The 25042-nt window shown below is 65.0% G+C and carries 19 protein-coding genes and 5 pseudogenes; 19 read left to right on the top strand and 5 right to left on the bottom strand.

The genetic code is table 11. From position 1 onward, the window contains the following. The first annotated feature begins 55 nt into the window (after nt 1-55). The 15 genes from tal (at nt 56) to RJ1_RS37125 (ending at nt 17534) form a co-directional block, all read left to right on the top strand. On the top strand, nt 56-1339 hold the full coding sequence (gene tal, locus RJ1_RS37195) for a transaldolase (protein WP_073368167.1): 1284 nt from the start codon (nt 56-58) through the stop codon (nt 1337-1339). After that, the gene (gene pgi, locus RJ1_RS37190) at nt 1339-2982 is read left to right on the top strand and encodes a glucose-6-phosphate isomerase (RefSeq protein WP_378380394.1); all 1644 of its coding nucleotides are present in this window, start codon (nt 1339-1341) and stop codon (nt 2980-2982) included. The genes tal and pgi overlap by 1 nt, the downstream gene beginning before the upstream one ends. A 362-nt stretch (nt 2983-3344) precedes the next feature. Beyond that, complete coding sequence (locus RJ1_RS37185) at nt 3345-3800, top strand: hypothetical protein (protein WP_073368161.1); 456 nt, start codon at nt 3345-3347, stop codon at nt 3798-3800. A gap of 7 nt (nt 3801-3807) precedes the next feature. Continuing rightward, a complete protein-coding gene (locus RJ1_RS37180; protein WP_073368158.1) occupies nt 3808-4332 on the top strand; it encodes a pyridoxamine 5'-phosphate oxidase family protein in 525 nt (174 codons plus the stop codon). 143 nt (nt 4333-4475) lie between these two features. Further along, entirely contained in the window at nt 4476-5288 is an 813-nt protein-coding gene (locus RJ1_RS37175; protein ID WP_073368155.1) for a glutamine amidotransferase, read from the top strand. Between the two features lie 7 nt (nt 5289-5295). Further along, complete coding sequence (locus tag RJ1_RS37170) at nt 5296-6327, top strand: LacI family DNA-binding transcriptional regulator (RefSeq protein ID WP_240319653.1); 1032 nt, start codon at nt 5296-5298, stop codon at nt 6325-6327. Continuing rightward, on the top strand, nt 6324-7274 hold the full coding sequence (locus RJ1_RS37165) for a PfkB family carbohydrate kinase (RefSeq protein ID WP_073368152.1): 951 nt from the start codon (nt 6324-6326) through the stop codon (nt 7272-7274). The genes RJ1_RS37170 and RJ1_RS37165 overlap by 4 nt, the downstream gene beginning before the upstream one ends. A 76-nt stretch (nt 7275-7350) precedes the next feature. Continuing rightward, nucleotides 7351-7740, top strand: coding sequence for a nuclear transport factor 2 family protein (locus RJ1_RS37160; RefSeq protein WP_073368149.1), 390 nt, complete (start codon nt 7351-7353; stop codon nt 7738-7740). A gap of 823 nt (nt 7741-8563) precedes the next feature. Further along, complete coding sequence (locus RJ1_RS37155; RefSeq protein WP_073368147.1) at nt 8564-10021, top strand: nicotinate phosphoribosyltransferase; 1458 nt, start codon at nt 8564-8566, stop codon at nt 10019-10021. Between the two features lie 97 nt (nt 10022-10118). Beyond that, on the top strand, nt 10119-10739 hold the full coding sequence (locus tag RJ1_RS37150) for an HAD family hydrolase (RefSeq protein ID WP_073368145.1): 621 nt from the start codon (nt 10119-10121) through the stop codon (nt 10737-10739). A 152-nt stretch (nt 10740-10891) separates the two neighbouring features. Continuing rightward, nucleotides 10892-11869, top strand: a complete 978-nt coding sequence (locus RJ1_RS37145; RefSeq protein ID WP_073368189.1) for a ribose-phosphate diphosphokinase — start codon at nt 10892-10894, stop codon at nt 11867-11869. Between the two features lie 76 nt (nt 11870-11945). Next, nucleotides 11946-14405: a 5-amino-6-(D-ribitylamino)uracil--L-tyrosine 4-hydroxyphenyl transferase CofH gene (gene cofH / locus RJ1_RS37140; RefSeq protein WP_073368142.1), complete on the top strand. Its 2460-nt coding sequence runs from the start codon at nt 11946-11948 to the stop codon at nt 14403-14405. Further along, nucleotides 14402-15208 carry a 6-phosphogluconolactonase gene (gene pgl / locus RJ1_RS37135; RefSeq protein WP_073368139.1) on the top strand — a complete coding sequence of 269 codons (807 nt, stop codon included), beginning with the start codon at nt 14402-14404 and terminating at the stop codon, nt 15206-15208. The genes cofH and pgl overlap by 4 nt, the downstream gene beginning before the upstream one ends. 41 nt (nt 15209-15249) lie before the next feature. After that, on the top strand, nt 15250-16161 hold the full coding sequence (cofC, locus tag RJ1_RS37130) for a 2-phospho-L-lactate guanylyltransferase (RefSeq protein WP_073368136.1): 912 nt from the start codon (nt 15250-15252) through the stop codon (nt 16159-16161). Continuing rightward, nucleotides 16158-17534, top strand: a complete 1377-nt coding sequence (locus RJ1_RS37125; RefSeq protein WP_073368133.1) for a coenzyme F420-0:L-glutamate ligase — start codon at nt 16158-16160, stop codon at nt 17532-17534. The genes cofC and RJ1_RS37125 overlap by 4 nt, the downstream gene beginning before the upstream one ends. 68 nt (nt 17535-17602) lie before the next feature. Here the strand turns inward: RJ1_RS37125 and RJ1_RS37120 are convergent, their stop codons facing one another. The 3 genes and pseudogenes from RJ1_RS37120 to RJ1_RS37110 all read right to left on the bottom strand — a co-directional run. Further along, a complete protein-coding gene (locus tag RJ1_RS37120; protein ID WP_240319650.1) occupies nt 17603-18559 on the bottom strand; it encodes a nucleoside hydrolase in 957 nt (318 codons plus the stop codon). A 274-nt stretch (nt 18560-18833) separates the two neighbouring features. Beyond that, nucleotides 18834-19016, bottom strand: a pseudogene (locus RJ1_RS48240) (hypothetical protein); the annotation flags it as partial. 45 nt (nt 19017-19061) lie between these two features. Continuing rightward, nucleotides 19062-19385 (bottom strand): annotated as a pseudogene (locus tag RJ1_RS37110) (integrase core domain-containing protein); the annotation flags it as partial. Nucleotides 19386-19450: 65 nt separating this feature from the next. Between RJ1_RS37110 and RJ1_RS37105 the strand changes: the two are divergent. Both RJ1_RS37105 and RJ1_RS49055 read left to right on the top strand, forming a co-directional pair. Then, a pseudogene (locus tag RJ1_RS37105) lies at nt 19451-20350 on the top strand (transposase); the annotation flags it as partial. A 554-nt stretch (nt 20351-20904) separates the two neighbouring features. Then, a complete protein-coding gene (locus tag RJ1_RS49055; protein ID WP_338049596.1) occupies nt 20905-21996 on the top strand; it encodes a reverse transcriptase domain-containing protein in 1092 nt (363 codons plus the stop codon). Nucleotides 21997-22212: 216 nt separating this feature from the next. Here the strand turns inward: RJ1_RS49055 and RJ1_RS48230 are convergent. Then, nucleotides 22213-23331, bottom strand: a pseudogene (locus RJ1_RS48230) (recombinase family protein); the annotation flags it as partial. 132 nt (nt 23332-23463) lie between these two features. Beyond that, the gene (locus RJ1_RS37090; protein WP_073368127.1) at nt 23464-23811 is read right to left on the bottom strand and encodes a ribbon-helix-helix protein, CopG family; all 348 of its coding nucleotides are present in this window, start codon (nt 23809-23811) and stop codon (nt 23464-23466) included. 21 nt (nt 23812-23832) lie between these two features. Here RJ1_RS37090 and RJ1_RS37085 point away from each other — a divergent pair, with 21 nt between their 5' ends. Both RJ1_RS37085 and RJ1_RS37080 read left to right on the top strand, forming a co-directional pair. Then, nucleotides 23833-24672 carry a group II intron maturase-specific domain-containing protein gene (locus tag RJ1_RS37085; protein WP_255284934.1) on the top strand — a complete coding sequence of 280 codons (840 nt, stop codon included), beginning with the start codon at nt 23833-23835 and terminating at the stop codon, nt 24670-24672. Nucleotides 24673-24787: 115 nt separating this feature from the next. Then, nucleotides 24788-25042 (top strand): annotated as a pseudogene (locus tag RJ1_RS37080) (IS30 family transposase); the annotation flags it as partial.

Raw genomic sequence — 25042 nt, 5'->3', positions numbered from 1 at the left:
AGAAACGTTTACATGACAATAAGTGGCCATGCCGGAACGGTCAAGGAGACTTCGAATGAGAAACGATCGAGGGCGCACTGTTCGCCCCCACGAGTACCTCGACACCGACGAAGGGCCGGCGTGGGAGGAGCGCAACTCCGCGGAATCCCCGGCCGCGTCCGGCCCGCTCCAGCGGCTGTCCGCCGCCGGCGTTGCCGTGTGGCTCGACGATCTGTCTCGTCACCGCCTGGCATCGGGAAACCTCGCCGCACTCGTGCGGAACTGGTCCGTGTGCGGCGTGACCACCAACCCGTCGATCTTTCAGAACGCCCTGCGGTCGGGTGAGGCCGCCTACGGTGAGCAGATCCGCGAGCTGGCGATCGCGGGGGCGAATGCCGCGGAGGCCGTACGAGCGTTGACCACCACCGACGTCCGCTGGGCCTGCGAGATTCTGCAGGAGACATACGAACGATCCGGCGGTGCCGACGGATATGTCTCGATCGAAGTGGACCCCTACCTGTCGCGCAACGTGCCGGGCACCGTCGCCGAGGCCCGCGACCTCTTTCGATCGATCGGCCGCCGCAACGTCCTGATCAAGATTCCGGCGACGGCCGAGTGCCTTCCCGCCATCACACAGACGCTCGCGGCCGGCATCGGCGTCAACGTGACGCTGATCTTCTCTCTCGAACGTTACGAAGGCGTCCAGGACGCATTCATGGCCGGACTCGAGCAGGCCCGCGCGAACGGCCACGACCTCGCCGGCATCCAGTCGGTGGCATCATTTTTCATCTCCCGAGTGGACACGGAAGTAGACCGGCGCCTCGGCGAGGACGCCCGCGACTACCTGCGCGGGGCGGCAGCGATAGCAAACGCCAGGCTCGCCTACGAGAAGTTCGAGACGATGCTGCGCACCTCTCGATGGCGCGCGCTCGAGGCCGACGGCGCCCACCCGCAGCGCCTCCTGTGGGCATCCACCGGGGTCAAGGACCCCGCGTACGTCGACACCCGGTACGTCACCGAGTTGATCGCCGCCCGAACGGTGAACACGATGCCGGAGGAGACGCTACGCGCGGTGGCCGATCACGGCGTCGTGAACGGCGACAGCATCTCCGGAACATACGACACCTCGCGCACGATCCTCGACAAGCTCACGCTCGCCGGAGTCGAGTACGACGACGTCGTCCGTGCGCTCGAAACGGAGGGACTGCAGAAGTTCGAGAACGCCTGGAACGACCTCACCTCGACCGTCGCGCTGCTTCTCGACGACGCCCGCGCGCAGATCGACCGGTCCCGCAACCCAGCACAGAAACCACCGCCGTTCCCCGTCTCGGCGGTCCAGGCCCGAGAAGTGAGGCAATGATGGAATTCCTTCAGACCCCGGTCGATCACCGGCCGCAGTGGGCCGCGCTCGCGAAACACCGAGCACGCCTCGACGGAGTATCGCTTCGCCGACTCTTCACCGAAAATCCCGGTCGCGCGGCCGAGTTCACCCTCGGCGTCGACGGACTGCTACTCGATTACTCGAAGAACCTCGTCGACGCCGAAGTGATCGGCGAGTTGGTCGACCTCGCCTACGCCGCCGGGGTGGACCGGCGGATCGAGGCGATGTTCGCGGGGGAACGAATCAATACGACCGAAGATCGCGCCGCGGCACACGTGGCACTGCGCGCCGCACGTGGTGAGCGAATGGTGATCGACGGAGGGAACGTCGTCCCGGGGGTGCACCAGGTACTCGACGACATGGCGGCCTTCGCGACCCGGATCCGGTCGGGAGCGTGGCTGGGATACACGGGCAAGGCCATCAAGAACGTGGTGAACATCGGGATCGGCGGGTCCGATCTCGGCCCCGTGATGGCCACCGAGGCGCTGTCGGCCTACTCGGATCCGGGACTGAACGTCCGTTTCGTCTCCAATGTCGACGGCTCGGACATCGTGTCGGCGGTCCAGGATCTCGACCAGAGCGAAACCCTGTACGTCGTCGTGTCCAAGACCTTCACCACCGTCGAGACACTGACCAATGCGCGCACCGCGCGCCGGCTCCTGGTGGACGCGCTCGGCCACGAGGATGCGGTCCGCAGACACTTCGTCGCCGTCTCCACCAACGCGGAACAGGTGCGCCGCTTCGGGATCGACACCGAGAACATGTTCGGTTTCTGGGACTGGGTCGGCGGCAGGTACTCCGTCGAGTCGGCGGTCGGACTGTCGTTGATGATCGCGATCGGGCCGGAGAACTTCACCTCGATGACCGACGGCTTCCGTGCGATGGACACTCATTTCCGCGAGGCGCCGCTCGCCCGCAACATGCCGGTGCTCCTCGCACTGATCGGACTCTGGTACAACAATTTTCACGACGCTCAGACTCATGCCGTCCTGCCGTACAGCAAGTACCTCGCACGCTTTCCGGCGTACTTGCAGCAGCTCGACATGGAGAGCAACGGCAAATCGGTGGACACCGAGGGACGGCCGGTCCGGGTCCGTACCGGCCCGGTCGTATGGGGCGAACCCGGCACGAACGGCCAACACGCCTTCTATCAGCTGCTGCACCAGGGCACCCATCTCGTCCCCTGCGACTTCATCGGCTTTCTTCGTCCCGTCGACGGTCCTGACGAACACCACGATCTGTTGATGGCGAACTTCTTCGCTCAGACCGAGGCTCTCGCCTTCGGTCGCAGCGAGGAGGAAGTGGCGGCTGCCGGGGTGCGCGCCGACCTCGTCGCGCACCGAAGTTTCGCGGGGGACAGACCGACGAACACGCTGCTGGCGGGCAGGCTGGACCCGTTCGTGCTCGGTCAGCTGGTGGCTCTGTACGAGCACAAGGTGTTCACCCAGGGGGTTCTGTGGGGGATCAACTCGTTCGATCAATGGGGTGTGGAGCTGGGCAAAGTGCTCGCCCACCGCATCTTCGACGAGCTCTCTCAGGACGAGCCGCCCGCGCTCGGTCACGATGGATCGACCAACTCCCTGGTCTCGCTGTACCGGAAGGCCGCGTCCCGGCGGGTGTAGTCACGGACCGGTGGAGGCTGAAACGTTGCCGCCGTGCGCCGGCGGAAGAGGGCTGTCCACGGCGCGGTGTGTGCAGGTCCCGGGCCTGACGACGGCGTCCGCGACAGGCACGCGAGAATCCTCCAGAACACTTGACGCTCCGTAACCGCTCTTGTAGATTAGAAACGAATCCAGTCGGCATTACAACAGGTGGAATGCCAGATTAGATCTCCAAAGTGGAAACGTTTCACACCGGCGAGCAATCCCGGTGGTCGTCGCGGGGACTCACCCGAAGATCCAGCACGAGCTAACTGCGCTCAGTCTGCCTGGCCACCATTGTGGATGCTTTCGGAAAACCGACTCGAAATGAAGGGAAGACCCGGATGGCCGACTTCGATCCGTCAGCGCCGAACGCGCGACGGTACCCGCGGGTGATCACCGAAGACGAGATCAGCAGCATGCCGCGTATGCAGTTCAACACCGGCATCGACACCGCGATCTTCCTGTCACGGGAGCGCGACGACGCACGCTACTTCCGCCAGGGCTACTGCTACCAGGAGCCCGACCACGCCCCCTACAACTGGGAGCAGCCCAACTTCGACGAGACGCACTACTGCCTCGAGGGGCACATCAAGCTGCGGGTCAAGGATGCGAACGACCGAGAGGTCGTGCTCGAAGCCGGTCCGGGAGAGCACATCTACCTGCCGGCCGGATACACCTACACCCTCGAGAACACCGGTGTGCGGACCGTCTTCTTCTGGACCAGCGGACCGTCTCCCCGCGTGGGACTCGTCGAGGTGCCGGATTACCACAAGACCCTCCAAGAACTGAGGAAGTGAGAGAGCAATGGCCGTGACCGCAAGCCAGACCGCCCCGCTGCGGGGCGACAAGAGGTGGGGTTACCTCGACAGGGCCAAGAGCATCCGTGTGGCAAGCGTGAACGCCGACGGCAGCATCTACCTGACTCCCCTGTGGTTCGTCGTCGACGAGAAGAGGATCTTCCTCCCGATCGACGCCGGTAGCCGCCACGGTGCGAACTCGCAGGCGGGCCGGAAGATCGCCGCGCTGGTCGATTCGGGCGACGAGTACGCCACCGTCAGCGGTGTACGCATCCTGGGAACGCTGGTCGAAGCCACAGACGAGATTCTCGTGAAGAAGCTCCAGGACAAGGTGTTCGAGAAGTACTTCGGCACGGGTCACCCCTACGCCGAGCAGTACTTCGAGTTCGGTGAATTCGCCGACCGCCGCTACCTGGAATTGGTGCCGGACAAGATGATCGGCTGGGATTCACGCGAGACGACGATGCCCCAGGTTCCGGAAGCTCGTGTGCTGCCGGACTTCGTAGGAGACCGGCCGCTCCCCAAGAGCTGACCGATCCGTTCATCGCCGCAGATCACGGCGGACCGGCATCGCCTCGTCACCGACGGGGACGCCGGTCCGCCCGCTTCCGACAACGACGACCGCGGGCGACGGCTCGAGTTGCACACACACATTCTTTGAAATTTGGAGTAGGTATGACTTCGACTAAGGACGGCGCCACCCGGGTGCTCGTGGTCGGCGAATCGTGGATCAAGCACACGGTGCACATCAAGGGCTTCGACGAATTCCGCACCGTCGAGTACGAGGAAGGCGGCGGCGTCTTCCTGGACTCGCTGGAGGCTTCCGGGCTCGACGTGACGTACATGCGCGCCCACGAGATCTCCGGGCGGTTCCCGAAGACGCTGGAAGAGTTGCAGCAGTTCGACGTCGTGGTCCTCAGCGACATCGGAGCGAACTCCTTCCTGCTGGCCGACGAGACGTTCCTGCGATCCGAACGCAGCGTCAACCGGTTGTCGCTGCTCGCGGACTTCACCGAAGCCGGCGGAGGCCTGATCATGGTCGGCGGCTACATGTCGTTCACCGGGATCGACGGCAAGGCCCGCTACGGGATGAGCCCGCTGGCACCGGTGCTTCCGGTCACCATGCTCGACTACGACGACCGCATCGAAGTTCCCGAAGGCCTCGACGCCACGTTCGACGAGCCGAATCACGAGATCCTCGGCGGGACCCCCGCGGAATGGCCGATGCTTCTCGGCTACAACCGGGTCATCGCCAAGTCCGACGCGACGGTCGTCGCGCGCTGCGGCGAAGACCCGCTGCTGGTCGTCGGTACCGCCGGTGTCGGCCGCACGGTGGCCTTCGCGTCCGATCTGGCCCCCCATTGGGCGCCGCCGGAATTCGTGCAGTGGCAGCACTATCAGGCGCTGTGGACTTCGATCGTGAACTGGGCTGCGGGCCTCGACACGAGCCTTCCATCGCCGGTGCGCGCAGTTGCTGCGGTAGATTGAGAATTTTATGAGCAATGGTCAGCCCCCGACGATGAAAGACGTGGCCCGGCACGCGGGCGTGTCCGTGAGCACGGTCAGCTACGTCTTGAACGACAGCGGACCGGTTGCGCCCGCACGTCGAGCACGCGTGCTCGACGCTGTGCGGGTCCTCAACTACGCACCCAACGAGGCTGCGCGGGGGTTGAAGAGACGTTCGGCGCCCACGATCGGACTCGTGGTCCCCGAACTGTCGAACCAGTTCTTCGCGCTCCTCGTGGAAGGCGTCGAACAGGCCGCAGCCGCCCGTGGAGTGCTCGTCGTGTTGTGTGCCCCCGAAGCCACCGACGGAGGAGAGTCGCTCAACGGGCGGCTGCTGCGAAGTCAGCGGCTGAACGGGATCATCTATCTGTCGGGGGCGTCGACGTCACCGACGTCGCTTCTCGAACTCACGCGGCTCGGTCCGATCGTTCTGGTGGACGAGCAGGTCCCCGGATTCGACCTGCCGGCCATCGTGTCGGACAACCGCCGCGGCGCCCGGGAAGTCGCTCAACATGTGCTCGAAGCAGGCCATCGCACGATCGCCGTCATCGGCGGTCCCGAGGGTCTGTGGACGGCCCAACAGCGACTCGCCGGTTATCGGGAAGCGTTGGCAGCCGCCGGAATCGAACCCGATACCGTTCCAGTGTTCGGTGGAAACTATCGGCAGGAGTCGGGTACGGAACTCGCGGCGAAGGCATTGTCCGGGCCGCCGTCGGAGCGCCCGACAGCGTTGTTGTGCGCGAACGACCTGATGGCCATCGGTGTGCTCGAGTACTGCCGATCCGAGGGCATCCGAGTGCCCGAAGAACTCAGCGTGGTCGGCTTCGACGACCTACCGCTGGTCTCGCTCCTCACGCCGAGATTGACCACAGTCCGCCAACCGGCTCGGGACATGGGCGAGCGAGCCGCGAACCTGCTGTTCGAACTCATCGACGACAAGGTCGACGTTCCCGCTCCCGAGCCGTTCCCGACCCTGCTACAGATAAGAGATTCCGTGGCCACACCCTTGGGTAGTTCATGAGTACGTCGCTGGACGCGGGTACCACCCGGGGGCGAGTGTTCGTCGTCGGAGCGATCAACGTCGACCTGGTCGTCGCCGCGGAGAGACTGCCAGGTCCGGGCGAGACCGTCGTGGGAACCCGCGTCGAACGGTACGGCGGTGGCAAAGGCGCCAACGCCGCGGTCGCGGCCGCGCGGGCAGGCGCGGAAGTGCATCTCGTCGGCGCGGTAGGCGCGGACGCCAACGGCACCGAAGCGCTGGACGAACTCACCGCCGAGGGCATCTGGGTGGACGGTGTCACCGTCCTCGAGCACGAAGCCACCGGCGTCGCGTTGATCGTCGTCGACCCGGGCGCCGAGAACCAGATCGCAGTCGGCGCGGGTGCCAATGCCGCACTGAGTGCCGAACACGTGACGCGGGCCCTCACTTCCGACCTGAGACCCTCGGATTCAGTGCTGGTCAGCACGGAGATACCCGACGCCGCGGTGGAGGCTGCGGTGGTCGCTGCCGCCTCGGCGGGTGCACGCTGTGTCCTGAATCCGGCCCCTCCCATTCCCGGGGTTGCCGCTCTCCTCGGGTACGGGCCGATCCTGACGCCCAATGCGGGTGAGTGTCTCGCACTCGCCAAGATGCTCGGTGACGAGCACACCCACGCCCGCAAGGCCGCCGCCGCGATCATGGCACGCACCGGAGCGCCGGTGGTCGTCACCCTGGGAGGTGACGGTGCCCTGGTCCTCACGCCCGACGGGAACGTCGACCACGTTCGGCCACGGCCGGCCGTGGCCCGCGACACCACCGGCGCAGGCGATACCTTCAATGGCGTTCTGATCACCCGGCTGGCAGCGGGAGACGAACTCGACGATGCGGTCCGAGCCGCGAATGTTGCTGCCGCGCTGTCTGTTGCACACGTCGGGGCCCGCGCAGGGATGCCTCGCGCCACGGAGATCGAGGTCGGCAGTCGGGCGTAACCACCCCTCGAGGCCCCTGTGCGGCGATCATCAGCGCACCCGGAGGCTTCCCCGAACCGGAGCATATGGAGCAACCATGACTATTGACGACCGTGCAGCATTGATCGACCAGTTCGTCTACGCCTGGAACATCAAGGACGTCGACGCACTGATGACCCTGATGGCCGACGATTGCACCTTCCACTCTTCGGTCGGTCCCGATCCGGGAGTCCGGTTCGAAGGTCCTGCCGATGTTCGTCGCGGATTCGAGATGTACCTTCCGCCAAGCGGTTTAGCGACTGAAACCGTGATGGAGAAGCCGCTTGTCAGTATGAATTTTGCTGTAACCCGGTGGACTACCCTCCAGAGGCAAGGGGACGGCACCGTTCAGGAAACACTCGCGTGCGACGTGTTCGAGTTCGAAGGCAACCGCATCAGGTGTAAGGACACCTACCGCAAGATTTCCACTCCCGTTACTGCTTCCTAGAGGTAACTACGCAGAGGAACTAACTGAATGTTGTGGGGTTGCGGTCGGATCCGCAACGTGATCACTCTGACGCCACTGACAAGTCTGCGGAGCGCAGACCCGCCCGGGGTTGGGATAGACAGGGCGACCGTCCCGCAATGAGCGGGAGAACCGCATGGTCGCTTCGTCGAGTCGGCACCGACCGGTCGCCTCGCCGTGCCGGCGCCTGGCCACGGCGCCCTCGACTCCGGCTGCGAGAATACGGCCATTCACTGGTGTGAATGGCCGTATTCGTCTGTTCAGGGGCATGTCTCATTGCCGGTTCAAGTCCGTCACGTGGCCGATCGGCAGGTGTTCGCGAGTAGCTCAGGCCTCAGCGACCAGAGTAGAACCCTTTCTAGTTTCTGGTAGTTCTACCGGGTTTTCGGGTTCGGCAGCGCCGGGAGAAAGAGAGCGGAATCGGGACGAGGCCGGCGGATCATTGGCGAAGGATTCTCCAGGCCAGCAGCTGCGCGAGCCGCCTTTTCGAGCACAGTGCGCGAGCTGAGAATTGATCTCCGCGAACCTCTTGACTGCGGGACTATAAACGTTAATAGTAGGTGTGATGCAGCGCACTGAGAGAGCGAACCCGCTGCGTGTCGCCCACGCGACGGGCACCTGCTCGCTAGACGTAATGGACCGAAACATGCTGGTAACCAACGTCATACAGGATCCAGTGCTTGATCGAACGCAGCACCTCGAAGGCGAAGGTTCGGCCGCATTCGCGGCGACTCTCCTGGACCTGGAAAATCAGACAGCAGAGAAGTAGCAACGATCACACACCACGAGAAAAGGCGAAATTGCGATGGCTTTGACCCGGAGTTACGACAACATCATCATCAACACCGACAGTTACAAGCATTGTCATTACCCCTTGTACCCGGCGGGCACGGAGTATGTGTCCAGTTACATCGAGTCGCGGGGTGGGGAGTTCCCGGTGACGATGTTCGTGGGGTTGCAGGCCTTCATCCGGGAGTATCTGCTGCATCCGATCACGCTCGAGGACATCGATCAGGCGGAGTGCATCACCCGTGAGCAGGGGATGCACTTCAATCGGGAGAATTGGCTGGGAATCCTCAACGATCACGGTGGGTTCTTGCCGGTGGAGATCGAGGCGGTGCCCGAGGGTCTGGTGATGCCGACCCGCAACGTGCTGGTGCAGATCATCAACACCGACCCGAAGTACTTCTGGGTGACGAGCTTCTTCGAGACCGCCCTGCTACGTGGGGTGTGGTACCCGACCACGGTGGGCACCATCAGCTGGCTGGCGAAGCAGGTCATCAAGGAGGCGTTGGCCCGCACCTCCGATCACCCGGAAATTCTGCGGCACTGCCTGCACGACTACGGCGCCCGCGGGGTGAGCTCGCAGCAGTCGGCCGCGCTCGGTGGGTTGGCGCACCTGGTCAACTTCAACCAGAGTGACACCGTGCCAGGCATTTTGGCGGCGAAGGAGTACTACAACGCGGTGTCGCCGGCGAATTCCGGCCCGAACTCCGAGCACGCCAGTTTCTGCGCGTGGGGTCGCGAGAACGAGGCCGCGGCGATGCGGAACATGCTCGAGGTGCACGCACCGACCGGGGTGGTGTTGCTGCTGACCGATACCTACGACCACGAGAACGCGGTCAAGAACATCATCGGCCGCGAGCTCGCCGACGTAGTCCGGAACTTTCCCGGACTGGTCGGGGTGCGCCCGGACTCGGGTGATGTGGTGCAGGTGACCGCGGAGACGACCGAATGGTTGATGGACAGCTTCGGGTACACCACCAACAGCAAGGGCTTCAAGGTCCTGCCCGACTATGTGCGGGTCGTGCAGGGTGACGGAGTGAACCGTGACAGTCTCCCGCGGGTGTACGCCGAGCTCGAACGCCGCGGTTTCTCGGCGGAGAACGCGATCTTCGGGATGGGTGGCGGGCTGTTGCAGCACTGCAACCGGGACACGATGAACTTCGGGCAGAAGGCGTCCGCGGTGTGTGTCAACGGTGAATGGCGGGGCATCGCGAAGGCGCCGACCGGGGATGCGATGAAGGCGTCCAAGCGTGGCCGTCTCGGGTTGCGACTGTCGCAGGGTGAGTACCAGACGGTGCCGCGGGAGTCGATCTCGCCGGAGGAGAACATCCTGCAGCCGGTGTTCCGTAACGGCCAGTTGCTGCGGAAGTGGGATTTCTCCGAGCTGATCGAGCGTAGTGAGCGGGCGGTGCCGGAGAGCTATTACGCCGACGCCATCGCACCCCTGCACAACGACGCTGAACTCGCACTCTCCTGAGAGCTGCCGGCGACCGGGCGCAACCTCCACAACGCCCTGGTCGCCGGCCCCCGGCAGGCTTGTAACTCGTTCCACACACAGTTAGGTTCACAGCACGATGACAAAGCTGCACGTCTTCGACATGGACGGCACCCTCCTGCAGTCCACTGCGTCGATCGAGATCTCGAGAGCGGTCGGAGAACTCGCTGCAGGCGAGCTGATCGAGCAATCCTGGTTCAAGGGCGAGATCAGCGATGTGCGTTTCTGGGAACTCTGCCTTCCACTGTGGGAAGGGCTCAGCGAGACGGACATCGATGACGCGTTCGCCGCCTCCCCGTGGATCGGCGGCGTGGTCGAAGTCTTCGCCGATATCCGCAACCGCGGCGAATACAGCACCGTCATCTCTCAGTCACCCCAGTTCTTCGTGGAACGTCTGACCGGTTGGGGCGCCGACTCGGCGTTCGGCGCGCAGGTGGCCTTGAGGAGCGAGGTCGGCCCGGAGAGTCTCCTCAGCGCCGAGGACAAGGTCTCGATCGTCAGCAAGCTACTCGCGGAGTACGGGCTCGCCGAAGGGGACTGCGTCGCGTACGGCGACTCCACGTCCGACATCCCGCTGTTCGGAAAGCTTCCGAACACGGTGGCCGTCAATGCGAGCGCCCGGGTCCGTGAGCTTGCGACGATCGAATACGCGGGGTCCGATCTCCGCGGTGCATACGTCCTCGGCCGCGGACTGCTCTGACCGGCGCCGCCGCACGTCCACGACAGGCACATCAGTACTACCTTCCACCAATACGACAGTGAGGTCCTTGAACGGTGGCCGCCTTGAGAAGCATCCCGACACGAAGTGGTGCGGACAGCGCCACGTCCGTGGGTACCGCAACGAGCATGCCGATGAATTACGGCAAGCGGTTGAAACTGTTTTCCGGTCGAGCCAACCCCGACATCGCGAAAGCGATCGGTGCCGAGCTGGACGTGGGGCTGAGTCCGGTTGTGCTGAAGACCTTCTCGAACGGGGAGGTGTACTGCCGGTTCGAGGAGTCGATCCGCGACGCCGACGTCTTCATCGTTCAGCCGACATGTACCAATCCCGATACCGGGGTCACCACCAATGACGCACTGATGGAGCTGATGGTGATGATCGACGCCGCGGTGGCCGCCAGTGCGCACCGCGTCATCGCCGTCACGCCGTGGTACGGGTACTCGCGGCAGGACAAGCAGAGCGCCCCGCGTGAGCCGATCTCCGCGCGTATGGTCGCCCGGATGCTCGAATCGGCGGGAGCAGACCGACTCCTGGCGATGGATCTGCATGCCGGACAGCTCCAGGGCATGTTCAAGATCCCGGTGGACCACATGACGGCAATGAGATTGCTCGCTCAGTACTTCATCGATCTCGAGATGGAGGACCTCGTAGTGGTGGCACCCGACGCCGGCCGGGTGAAGCTGAACAAGAGTTTCGCCCAGTGCGTCGGCGCCGATCTCGCGATTCTCGACAAGGAACGCCCGAGACATCAGGTCGCCGAGATAGGTCACGTGATCGGAGATGTGCGGGGCAAGACCGCGATCATCGTCGACGACATGATCGATACCGCCGGCACCCTCCGTGCTGCGGGGGAGATGGTGATGAGGGCAGGAGCGTCGAGGGTGTTCGCCGCAGCGACCCACCCGGTGTTCAGCGGCCAGGCCTACGACAACCTCGCCGCATCGCCGTTCGAAGAGATCGTCGTGACCGACACGATCGCACTATCGCCCCAGGCACCGGCCAACGTCCGCGTGCTGTCCTGCGCCGGCGTCCTCGCCGACTCGATCAGCCAGGTCTTCCGAGGCGGATCCGTCAGCGAAGTGTTCGGCAGCGAGTACCAGTTGTTCTGATCGATCGAAGTGGGAGCCGCCGAGCCACACTCGGGGGTTCTCATCACACCGGTAGAGGCGTAGAGAGCATCCCACCATGAGTCTCGATATAGGTACGAAGTCAACAATCCACCAGCTCGGCACCACGAACTTACCGTCGGTCGATGACGCGACCGTCCTCACCCTTCCTCTTCCGGAGTTGATGGAACGGGCAGCCGCACTACGCGATGCGCTCTTCGGGACGAGGGTGACGTATTCACCGAAGGTCTTCATTCCGTTGACCGCACTGTGCCGCGACGGGTGTGGCTACTGCACCTTCTCCCGCTCACCCGCACGCGCGGAGGCGCCGTACCTCACGCCCGATCAGGTGCTCGCGATCGCGGCGCAGGGGGCGCAGGCGGGGTGCCACGAGGCGCTGTTCACGCTGGGGGAACAGCCCGAAGACCGATACGACGTCGCGGCCCAATGGCTGGCCGATCACGGCTACGGCTCCACCGTCGAGTACCTGGCCGCAATGTGCCGGCTCGTGACCGCGGAGACGGGTTTGCTGGCGCACTCCAACGCCGGAGCCCTCGCACCGGATGCTCTGTCGCTGCTGCGGACGGTCAGCCCCGGCCAGGGCATGATGATCGAGTCGTTGAACCCGACGCTGATGGCCCACCGCGGTGCGCCCGACAAAACACCCGAACGCAGACTGGCCACGCTGGAAGCCGCGGGCGAACTCGCGATTCCCTTCACGACCGGGATCCTCGTCGGCATCGGAGAGTCTCCGCAGGACCGTGTCACGGCGCTGCGAGCCATCGCCGACCTGCACAGACGCTACGGGCATGTCCAAGAAGTGATCGTGCAGAACTTCATGCCCAAACCGGACACCGTGATGCGCAACGAACCCGCTTGCCCGCAGGACGAGTTCCTCCGCACGATCGCGATGGCGCGGTTGATCTTGCCGCCGGATGTGCACCTGCAGGCACCCCCGAACTTGTCGGAAGACTTCGGTCCGCTGCTCGATGCGGGGATCGACGACTTCGGTGGTGTGTCCCCGGTGACGGTTGACCACGTCAACCCGGAACGGCCGTGGCCCTCGCTCGACCGGCTCCGCGAGGTGACCGAACGTCACGGCAAGTTCCTCACACCTCGCCTCACCGTGTACCCCGAGTTCGCGCGCCGCCCCGACCAATGGATCGACCCCGATCTGCGCTTCGCGATCATGGACCGGTCGGACGCCGAGTCGCTCGGCCGCGACGACCCGGGTGCGATGTTCCCCGAGAGCCACGCCGACGCGAAGAACGTCGGCACCGGGGCGGAAGTCGTCCAGATCGGTCGACGCTCGACCGTCTGGAGCTCCGGGTCGGAGTTCGCGCCCACCGATCTGGTGCCGAGCCGCAGGCGAGGGTTCGGCGGGCCCGTCACGGACGTCCTCGACGGTATCGCCTCGGGGCAGGAACCGGGAGTAGACGAGATCGTCACCCTGTTCGGAGCCCGCGGGGGAGAGGTCGCCGAGGTCGCCGAGTTCGCCGATCACCTCCGCTCCAGGGCAGTCGGTGACGACGTGACATTCGTGCGGAACCGAAACATCAACTACACCAATGTCTGCACCTTCAAGTGCACCTTCTGTGGGTTCTCCAAGGGACCGTTGTCGCTGAACCTGCGAGGCAAGCCGTACCTGCTGACCCTTCAGGAAGTCGCCGGCCGTGTCCGGGAGGCGTGGGATCTCGGGTGCACCGAGGTCTGCCTACAGGGCGGCATCCATCCCTCCTTCGACGGCGACTACTACATCGACGTCTGCCGCGCGGCGAAGGAAGCAGCGCCCGACATCCACGTGCACGGCTTCACCGCCCTTGAGGTCACCGAAGGAGCCAAGCGGCTCGGGGAGCCGCTCGAGAAGTACCTACAGCGATTGGTCGACGCAGGACTGAAGTCGCTCCCGGGCACCGCCGCGGAAATCCTCGACGACGACGTCCGGGCAATCCTCTGCCCGGACAAGATCGACACCGAGGAGTGGCTCGAATGTCACCGCGTCGCCCACTCGATGGGCCTGACGTCGAACGTGACGATGATGTTCGGAACCGTCGAGGAGCCCGTGCACTGGGCGCGCCACTTCCTCCGCACCCGAGAACTCCAGCGCGAGACCGGCGGGTTCACCGAGTTCGTCGGTCTTCCGTTCGTACACATGGCCGCTCCGATCTACCTCAAGCGAGGTGCGCGCCGCGGTCCGACCTGGCGAGAAGTAGTGCTGGTCCACGCGATTGCGCGAATCGTCTACGACGGGCTCATCGACAACGTGCAGGCCTCGTGGGTCAAGCTCGGACTCGACGGGGTCCGTCAACTGCTCCAAGCCGGAGTGAACGACGTCGGCGGGACGTTGATGGACGAGAACATCAGCCGCGCCGCCGGCGCCGCCCACGGCCAGCAACTCGACGAGACAGACCTGGACGCGGTGGTGCAGGGAATCGGCCGCCGCCTGCGACGGCGCACGACCAACTACCTGACGCCTCCCACCCACCAGCTCGATCTGCACGGTGCGCCGACACACTCACCAGAGGTGATCCTCAGATGACAACAACAAGAACCACTTCCGCTGTCTCGAAGCCAATCCCCTATACCTACGACGACGGCGAACAGCTCGCCGGTGACGTCGCGTCGAGGTTGCTTTCGACTCTTGCCCAGGCGCAGGAAGAGCGCGCCTACGCATCGTTGGTGCTCACCGGAGGACGAACCGGGACAGCGGTGCTCGAGAGACTACGCACCGCCCCGAATCGCGACATCGTCAACTGGCATCGAGTGAACTTCTTCTGGGGCGACGAGCGCTTCGTGGCCCGACACCACCCCGACCGTAACGAGAAGCAGGCGCGCGAGGCCCTGCTGGACCACCTGCCCGTGGACCCGAGCCGTGTGCACGTCATGGCGCCCTCCGACGGCGGCTTCGGCAACGACGCCACCGCAGTGGCAAACGCCTACCAGGCGCTACTGTGCGCGTACGGTCGCCTGGACAGGACGCCTCTGTTCGACATCTGCCTCCTCGGGATGGGCGAGGAAGGTCACGTCGCCTCGATCTTCCCGGACTCACCGGCAGTGCTGGAGAAGCAACGTGAAGTGGTGGCGGTGTACAACTGCCCGAAGCCGCCGAGCACCCGGATCTCGCTGACCCTGTCGGCGATCACGCGCTCCCGCGAAGTGTGGCTGATGACTACCGGCGACGCCAAGGCGTCTGCAGTCGCGGCACTGATGGAGGACGGGGTGACGCCTCAGCAGCTACCGGCAGCGGGGGCGCTCGGTTCGCACGCGACCCGGGTCTTCCTGGACGCGGCCGCAGCGAGCCTGCTCTCCAGCTGCGAAGACCTCCCCGCCTCGGCGCGGTAACCGACGATGTGAAAGACCCACCCGAGAATCCGAGTCTTGTAATGACGAATCCGCATCCCATCGACCTGATAATTCCGGTCAAGTCACTCTCCGAGGCGAAAACACGACTCCGGGGCGCGGCCGACGGCGGTACCGGAAAGATGAACGCGCACAAGAGGCTGGTCCTGGCGCTCGTGCTCGACACGGTCTGCGCTGCGCTGCGGGCACGAGCGGTCGACTCGGTGCTCGTCGTCACCCCGGACCCGGTCGTGGCGCGCAACGTCGAACGCCTCGGTGCACGCGTACTAGGAAACGAGCCAGCCGGGGGAGTGAACGCGGCATTGAACCACGCCGCGGCCCTGTTGGAGCGGGAACGCCCAGGCCGAGTGGTAGGTGCGCTGCCCGCAGATCTTCCAGCGCTTCGGCATCGCGAATTGTCCGCATTCATCTCGGCTGCCGACGGCAGGCGTGCGTTCTGCGCCGACCGGGATGGAAAGGGCACAACGTTGCTGCTATCGGCGGCGGGCGAAGGACTGTTCCCGGCCTTCGGCATCGGTTCGGCGCTCGCCCATCAGGCGTCAGGCGCTATGGTTCTCGAGGGTGAATGGACTTCGCTGAAGTCAGACGTGGACACCGCCTCCGACCTGCGCACGGTCCGGGCGTTGGGGTTCGGCGCCCGCATGGCTGCTCTGCGGTCGGGGCGCGAGTTCGCGTTCTTGGACAAACACGAGGCTGCGATGATCGACTTCGCGCGCCACTGGCAGCCCTTCGGTGGCGGAACCGCGGATGACATATTCATTACCTTCGGCGTGCCTCCGCGCCCGTACTTCAAGAAAATGATCGCACTGTTGTCGTCGAACGTGACTCCCGAACTCGCGGAGAGTCGGCGGGAAGAACTACTGCAACAGGCGAAGTTGCGACTTGCAGAAGAGGATCGGATTATCCGAACTCCTCGATTGCAGAATCAACGATGAAGGCGGCCGCTCAGCCCTTTGGAGCCCCGGACGTCGCCGACCACGGCTCTGTCAGCGGACTCCATGTGTTTCCCGTGACAGGTCTTCCGGAGTTCCGGCCGGGAGACGACGTTGCCGAACACATCGCTAGCCAGGCGCCTTGGTTGGTCGACGACGACATCGTCGTGATCACGAGCAAGATTGTGTCCAAGGCAGAGGGACGAATCGTCGATGCTCCAACAGGACCTCACGATCGGGGGGAGTTCCGGGCGCTTCTGGTCGAGCAGGAAGCCGTTCGTGTCGTTGCCCGCAAGGGGTCCACCGTCATCACCGAGAACCGTCTGGGGATCGTGCAGGCCGCTTCGGGAATCGATGGGTCTAACGTCTACTCGCACGAATTGGCACTACTACCAGAGAACCCCGATGAGAGCGCGCAGTCGATCCGGTCAGGGCTGCAGCATCTGCTCGGTGTCAGCGTGGCGGTGATCATCACGGACACGATGGGCCGCGCGTGGCGACGGGGGCAAACCGACGCAGCGATCGGCAGCGCAGGCATCGCGGTTCTCCACGGCTACGCCGGCACCAGGGACGCGCAGGGCAACGTGTTGGAGGTAACCGAGGTGGCGGTGGCCGACGAACTCGCGGCTGCCGCCGATCTGGTGAAAGGCAAGGTGGCAGGAATCCCCGTCGCTGTTATTCGGGGACTGAAAACACACGACGACGGCTCCGGTGCAACCGATCTGCTGCGTTCCGGCCAGGAGGACTTGGTCTGGCTCGGCACCGCTGAGGCGCTGGCACAGGGCCGCCGTGAGGCCCAGTTGCTGCGGCATTCGGTTCGCGCTTTCAGCGACAGGCCGGTCGGCCCAGAGCTCATCACGCAGGCGGTCGCCGAATCCCTGACCGCACCAGCCCCGCACCACACACATCCAGTGCGATTTGTATGGCTGCGGTCGCACGAGGCACGCGCGAGACTCCTCGCCGCCATGCGCAAGCAGTGGCGGATCGATCTGACCGCCGACGGCTTGCCCCCGGAGCGGGTGGAGCGGCGAATCGCCCGTGGCAGCATTTTGTTCGACGCCCCGGAAGTCATCGTCCCCTTCTGTGTACCGGATGGTGCTCACGACTACCCGGACGCGCACCGTCGACGAGCCGAGTCGACGATGTTCACCGTGGCGGTCGGCGCGGCGGTGCAAGGACTCCTGGTTTCCCTCGCCGCAAGGGGAGTGGGCAGTTGTTGGATCGGATCCACGATCTTTGCGCCGGGGATCGTGCGCACGGAGTTGGGTGTGCCGTCGAACTGGAAGCCGCTCGGCGCCGTGGCGATCGGTTACCCCACACGACCTCGGCATGTCCGTCCGCCCGCCGATGTGGCGGGGGCGCTCGTAGAAGTGTGAGTTCGCACGAACGCCTGGCCCAACGGCAGCCTTGTGCAGTGTCCGCTACGCGCAGTCGTTCGGCCTCTTCAGGCCGGTGCCACAGCGAGACCCGCGACGCGGGTGAGCACGAGGTCACGGAATCGGTCGACATCCAGATCGACCGCCAGACGGGTACCCGGCGTGGCACACCCTCCGGACGTGGTGACGGAGTCCGACAGCGTGCACACCGTCTGTCCGCGACCGACACCGACACCGGTCTCGACTTCGACTGCCGCGGTCTGCAATCGAACGATCGCAGGATCGACAATCGCCGCGATCACCAAGGCGTCGTGCATGGGCCAGCCGTCGGCCTGAATGTCACCGTAGCCTCGGATCATCGTCGCGAGGAGTGACCCGGTATGTGACCGCGCCTCGAGCATTGCGAGCGCTGTCTCGTCCAGAGTCGAACGTCGCGTGACATCGAGTCCCAGGAGCCAGGTTTCGAGGTGCGGACATGCGAAGACGCGTTGCGCCGCCTCGGGGTCGGACCAGATGTTGAACTCTGCAACCGGCGTGATGTTTCCCCGGCCGGTGCTCCCTCCCATGATCACCAGCTTGTCGATCCGGTCGATCAACTCGGGGTGCATGGCGACGAGCAGGGCGATGTTCGTCAACGGACCGATCGCCGCGATCGTCACGGACCGCGGTGCGGCCTCACGGAGCACCGACGCGAGGAGTCCGACGGCGTGTTCCTCGGACAACGAACGAGTCGGCGCAGGAAGCTCGACGCCGCCCAGCCCGTTCTCGCCGTGCGGTGAGAGCTGGTTGTGCGTCCCGATGCGGACGAGCGCGCGGGTTGCGCCCGCCGCGACCGGAACGTCGTCCCGCCCGAGTGCGCGCAGCAGCCGCAGCGCGTTGTCGGTCGCTTCCTCGACCGGAGCGTTTCCCGCGACCGTGGTGACGGCAAGCAGATCGACCTCTGGGCTCGTCACCGCCAGCGCCAGCGCCAACGCATCGTCAATTCCTGGATCTGTATCGATGATCAATCGCACAGGCGCAGCCACTGTGGGTTCTCCTCAGGCTTCTCGGGTCGACAGGAATTCGACCCATGATAGAAACGATACAAGGTTGTCCGACTCTCTGCTGCCAAACCTGACTTGCAACCGATACAAGAGGTTTTGATCACGTTCCTCTCAACGTCCACGTGTTGTGTTTCACTGAGCATAATCGTTTCAACTGCGTGAGGTGCCGCAGAGTATCCGAAAAGCTCAAGATTGCTGAAGCCGGGAATGCGATCGTTCCGGTAGTCGCGCAGATGGGGATTCGTGAAGTACTAAGTGTGGCGTGCGCGCGCACTGCGGCGCGGGAGGCGTTGACGACGAGGACGTCGCCGGCACGCAGCGGCAGCAGGGTAGGGGCGTCTTGGCCGAGGTGGGCGATCGCGGCATGGCGGGGCCCGCGCGTGCGGATCGCGCGGGTGATGTGCGGCCACGGGCTCGGCCCATGGAAGGCGGTCCCCATTGTCAAAAACGGTAGTGAACCATCCCGGGTCTCATGCACACACTGTCATTTGTGTGCGACCGGTTGATCGGCACGGTGTTCAGCGTAGTACTTGGCTTCGTACTCGGCCGGTGGGATCCGCCCGAGACGATGCATGAGCCGGCCGGTGTTGTACCAGTGCACCCACGCCGAGGTGGCCTCCTCGACGTCACCGATGGTGCGCAGCGGCCCCTTGCGGAACGGGGAATCGTCGGCGATGCACTCGGCCTTGTACAACCCGATCGTCGTCTCCGCCAGGGCATTATCGTAGGCGTCACCTACCGACCCGATCGACGGCCGAAGTCCTTGCAGGAACAGGGTTTCCCCGAATCGCAGAGCCGTATATTGGGCGGGCTCAACCGGTCGATGCAACACCTCGATCACGGAGGTGTGCAATGGGATACAGCAACAAGCAGATGTCTCAGGCGCCGGTGGGTGCCAGGCGGCAGTGGGCGGCGGACAGGGCATTGCGACCTCCGATGCGTTCACCGGGCCGGCCGGAGCCCTCTCGTGCGGTGCAGCGGGACTTCTGGCGGCGGATCGCATCGGGAGTGACGACGGTCGAGGCCGCGGAGGCCGTCGGCGTGTCATGGCCGGTCGGGTGCCGTTGGTTCCGTCACGCTGGTGGCATGCCGCCGATCAGCCTGGACGAGCCCACGGGCCGCTACCTGTCGTTCGCCGAGCGTGAGGAGATCGCGCTGTTGCGCGCCCAGGATGTTGGCGTGCGCGAAATCGCCCGCAGGATCGGACGTGACCCGGGAACGATCTCACGCGAACTGCGCCGCAACGCGGCGACCCGGGGCGGCAAGCCGGTCTACCGGGCCCTGGTGGCGCAGTGGAAAGCGCAACAGGCCGCGAAGCGGCCGAAGACGGCGAAGCTCGTGGGCAACGACGGGTTGCGAAAGTACGTGCAGGAGCGGCTCTCCGGCAGCGTCCGCAGACCCGACGGCACGATCGTCCGTGGGCCTGAGACGCCCGCATGGAAGGGGCTGAACAAGCCGCATCGGCAGGACAGGCCATGGGCGACGGCGTGGAGCCCGGAACAGATCTCGCACCGGCTCAGGATCGACTTCCCCGATGATGAGTCCATGCGCATCAGCCACGAGGCGATCTACCAATCGTTGTTCATCGAGGGCCGTGGCGCGCTCAAACGGGAGTTGGTCGCGTGCCTGCGCACCGGGCGGGCGCTGCGGGTTCCCCGAGCGCGGTCGCAGAACAAGCCGCAAGGGCATGTCACCGAGGACGTCGTGCTCAGCGAACGCCCCGCCGAAGCCGCCGATCGCGCCGTTCCGGGGCATTGGGAGGGGGATCTGGTGCGCCACGAGGCGCTGTGTAACCGAGCGGAGGTGAAAGACCTGCGCCGTTGTGCTGTCGCAGCAGCATAACGAAGCTGGGGGCAGCCTGAACCGGGAGACGACGGTGAGGGCGGCAAGCAGCCCCGACAACGACGGGACAGGCCAGCACTACCGGATGGTCTGGGTCCGGCAAGCATGAGGAGAAGGTGTACGCGAGGAACCAGTGTTTTAACGCCTCTCAAGTCTCCCGCCAGCTCTAACCCGGTGGATTCGGGCTGGTCTGCGATGCGCACCAACACCACTCGCGTTGCGGTGTTGGGAACTCCGGTGGCGGTTAAGGTCGCTGCCGCCGGAGGCCACGGTGAATGCCTGCGGCGTAGCCGTGGCGATATCGCAGGGGCATAGCTGGGCACCTCACTCCTCGAGCGGTTCGCAGTGAACGTGGGAACCACCGCGAGGCTCCCGAACATCGGCCTCATCCAGGGGTCGACTGGGCGGGTTGACGCGTCGTCTGTCGATGGCCACGCGGTGGGGCGGAGGGGCCGTAGTAGTCCGAGCGGGGGAAAGCCTCGCACATGGCGAAGGGCCCCAGCGGAATTGATGCAGCAAGTAAGACACGAACGGAGGCGCTGGTGAATACCGGTGAGCTGTCATGGCCCGATCCCGATCGGGCGGCGTGGCGGGTACGACAGATGCAACGCAAGCTGCACCACTGGGCGGTCGACGATCCCGACCGCCTCTTTGATGATGTGTTCAATCTCGTCCACCACCCGGATTTTCTCACCGTCGCGTGGGACCGGGTGCGGGGCAACAAGGGCGCACGGTCGGCCGGTGTCGACCGGCTGGCACCAGCATCCATCACGGGAGACGCCGAGACGGTGGTATTCCTGGGGCAGGTTCGAGACCAGGTGAAGTCTCGGACCTTTGCTCCTCTGCCGGTGGCGGAAAGACTGATTCCGAAGCCGGGGAGCAGCAAACTCAGGCGGCTCGGTATCCCCACCGCGATGGACCGCACCGTGCAAGCGTCGTTGTTGCTGGTGTTGGAGCCGATCTTCGAGGCGGACTTCAAACCGGTCAGTTACGGTTTCCGCCCGAGGCGTCGCGCTCAGGACGCGATCGCCGAGATTCACGCTCTCGGATCCCGGAATCATCACTGGGTATTCGAGGCCGATATCGCGGCGTGTTTCGACGAGCTGGCCCATTCCGCGATCATGGAACGGGTCCGTACGCGGATCGTCGACAAGCGCGTTCTGGCCCTGATCAAGGCGTTTCTGAAGGCGGGCATCATGTCCTCCGACGGAACGGTCAGGAACTCCGAGGCCGGCACGCCCCAGGGCGGCATACTTACGCCCCCAACGCAATGGGCAATGCGACGGATGGTCGCCCTCCGTGTCGGTGTTGCCGGCGTGTTGAGCGTCGTCGGTGGTGCGTTCTCGGATGGGGATGCGGTGCCGGATGGTGATCTTGTCGGGTCCGATGAGGACGTCTTTGACGAGCAGCCGGAGCACGCGTTGGCGTTCGCCGACGGTGGAGATCTCGGCCTTGGTGTGGAGTTGGGTGAGGAAGCCTTCGAGGTCGGAGGCGAGTTTGAGGTAGGCCTCGCGGTCGGCGAGCTGGGTGTCGAGTGCCTCAATTTGGTTGTGCAGGTTGGTTTCCCGGGCACGTAGGTCGGGCATGCGGGCGCGCAGTTCGTCGATGGTGATCAGTTGCTCTCCGAACGCCTCGATCATGCGCGTGATCCCGGTGCTGGCTTTGGCCAGTGCCGTCTCCAGACGTTTTCGCTCCTTTGCGGCCGGGTCGGAGGTGCGCGCGCTGTCGAGCCGTTTGTCGATCTCGGTGCGGATCAGCTGGGGATTGGCGAGCATTCCGGTGATGTGGTCCCAGACGACGGTGTCGAGGTAGTCGGCGCGGACCGGTTTGTTGGTGCAGACCCGGCCGCCCTCGTATCGGTAGTCGTCCGAGCCCAGGCACCGGTAGTAGTAGATCTTCTTGTTCGTGGTGCGGGTCGAGGTGCGGTAGTAGCCGTATCCGCAGCCCGAGCAGGCGGCCAGGCCCTGCAGCAGCGACGGGGTTTTGCTGTTGCGGGAGGCGAATCGCTTGTTGTCGGCAAGGCGCCGGGCGACCCGGTCGAAGGTCTCGTCGGTCACGATCGCCGGGACGGCGATCTCGGTCCACTGATCGCGGGGCCGGTCGACGGTCTTGGACGCGCGGGGCGTGGATCGTCCCTGCAGTCGCGCGACCCGGTTCAGCCCGGGGGATTCGTGCACGACCATGGTCTTGCCGAACACCGCGCGGCCGGCGTAGGCGGGGTTGCGCAGCATGCCCCAGAGCACCGAGCGGTCCCAGCGCTGCTTGCCGGTGCGGGTGGGCACACCCTGCTCGGTGAGCCAGCGGGCCAGCTCGGCGATGGAGGCGCCGTCGTCGGCGTAGCGGCGGAACAGCTCGGTGACCAGCACCGATTCGTGCTCGACGACCTCGTAGGCGGCGCCGGCGTGGTCGCTCTTGCGGACGTAGCGGTAGCCGAACGGGGCGCCGGAGAGCACGTTGATCGACCCGGTCTTGGCGCGGTGGGTCTTGCCGCGGCGGTAACGCTCGAGGATCTGCGCCTTCTCGTACTCGGCGAACATGCCCTGGAACTGCACCAGCAGCTGATCCTCCGGGGAGTCGCCGCGCGGGCCCTGGACGAACTGCACCCGGGTTCCGGCGCGGGTGAACTCCTCGATCAGCAGGGCCTGGTAGGCGAACTTGCGGGCCAACCGGTCCGGGGAGTAGCACAGCACCACGTCCACCCCGACCCCTGCGACCAGGTCCCGCAGCCGTTCCAGGGCCGGGCGGATCAGGGTGGCCCCGGAGTGTCCCTCGTCCTCGAAGACCCATTCGTCGGGGACCTCAAGTCCCAACTGCTCGGCGTGTGCGCGCAGCGCCGCCGTCTGCGAGCGAATCGTCTCGTCCTTCTTCTGCCGGGCCGAGGACACCCGGGCGTAGATCACCGCGCTCGTCATGGGGCGGTCGTCCTTCCTGACCGGCACGTTCGATACGGGCCCGTCGCTGTGGTACCAGAATGGAGTAGGCCACCGACACATCCGTGGCCGCGTGGCGGTCGAAGACGAACTGTGTCTCGACCACCCGGTCGTTCACCTGCGCCGAGGCTTTCTGCGGCCCCGCGCCAAGAACTCGGTCAACGCCTGCGCGACCAGGGCGGAGATCGTGCTCCCCGACTCCCTGGCCTGCTCGCGCACCCGAACCGCCAGCGCCGCAGGTAATTTGACGGTGAACACCGTCGTCTCCTCCGGAACGATGGCCCGTCCGCCCTCAGCGGCGCGGTCGGCGTACCGCCGCGCCTGCCGCACCGAGCAGCCGAACCGCTCCGCCAGGATGGGCGCGGCCTCGGCCACCGGCACCCCCGACTCCAGCAGCTCCGCCGCCGCGTTGACCCGCTGGGCGTACACCGCAGCGCCAGCACGCACACGACCATCAGGCATGACATAATCGTACTACTGAACATGTCACATGCCCTTCGCGACACGCCGTGGACGTTCCAGCCGCCGATAGCTCAGCGTGACATCGAAGCAGAAGTTGCCCATTGCGTTGGGGGCGTACTCTCACCGTTGCTCGCCAACATTGCTCTGTCGGTGTTGGATGCACATTTCTGTGCGAAATGGGATTCCCACGGGAGTGCCTATCGGCGCGAGGTGCACCGCAAACGCGGCGGGGCCACCTACCGAATTGTGCGCTACGCGGACGATTTCGTGATCATGGTGGTCGGGACCAAAGCGCATGCGGACGCACTCTGGGACGAAGTTGCGGACGTGATAGCCCCTCTGGGGCTGCGGTTGTCCGCCGAAAAGTCCCGGGTATGTCACCTGGACGAGGGGTTCGACTTTCTCGGGTTCCGCATCCAGCGGCGCCGCAGGAAGGGCACGAACAAGATGAGCGTCTACACCTATCCGTCGAAGAAAGCGTTGCTTTCGATCATGGCGAAGGTGCGGGCCCTCACGAAGAAGGCACGTCATCATGGACTTGCTGATCTCCTTGGGCGCCTCAATCCGGTGCTCCGAGGATGGTGTGCGTATTTCCGTCACGGTGTGTCGAAAGCAACGTTCGGCTACCTCGATGCCTTCGCCTGGCATCGGGTCACCCAATGGCTGCTCAAACGGCACAAACGGATCACGTGGGCGGATCTCCACCGGCGGTTCCTGACCGGCAGGCCAGGCAATCGTCCGCAAGAGAACGGGGTCATCATGTTCGACACCACCACCGTCCCGATTACTCGGTATCGGTGGCGGGCGAGCAACATCCCCACACCGTGGACCAGCAGAGCAGAGACCTTGGTCCCTGCTTGACAGTGGCAGTCCGTGGAGCGCCGGATGCGATGAGAGTCGCACGTCCGGTGCGGAGGGCGGGCCGGGGAAACGGGCCGGGAGAAATCCCGGCACCGCGCCCCGGTCCGACCCCTACATCATCGGGACCGGCCGGTCCGCAATCGGCACGCTCGTCGAGCGCAGCAGCCGATCCACGATCCTCGTGCACCTGCCTCGGCTGGAGGGCTGGGGCGACAAGCCACCGGTGAAGAACGGTCCTTCCCTCGGCGGCTACGGCGCCGTCGCGATGAACGCCGCGCTGACGACATCGATGACCACGCTCCCCGAGCAGCTCCGCAAGACCCTCACCTGGGACCGCGGGAAGGAACTCTCCGGTCATGCCCAGTTCGCC

It is taken from the genome of Rhodococcus jostii NBRC 16295 (assembly GCF_001894825.1).
Classification (GTDB): Bacteria; Actinomycetota; Actinomycetes; order Mycobacteriales; family Mycobacteriaceae; genus Rhodococcus_F; species Rhodococcus_F jostii.
Note: the sequence above shows the minus strand (reverse complement) of the source record. Positions and strands in the feature narration are given on the sequence as shown.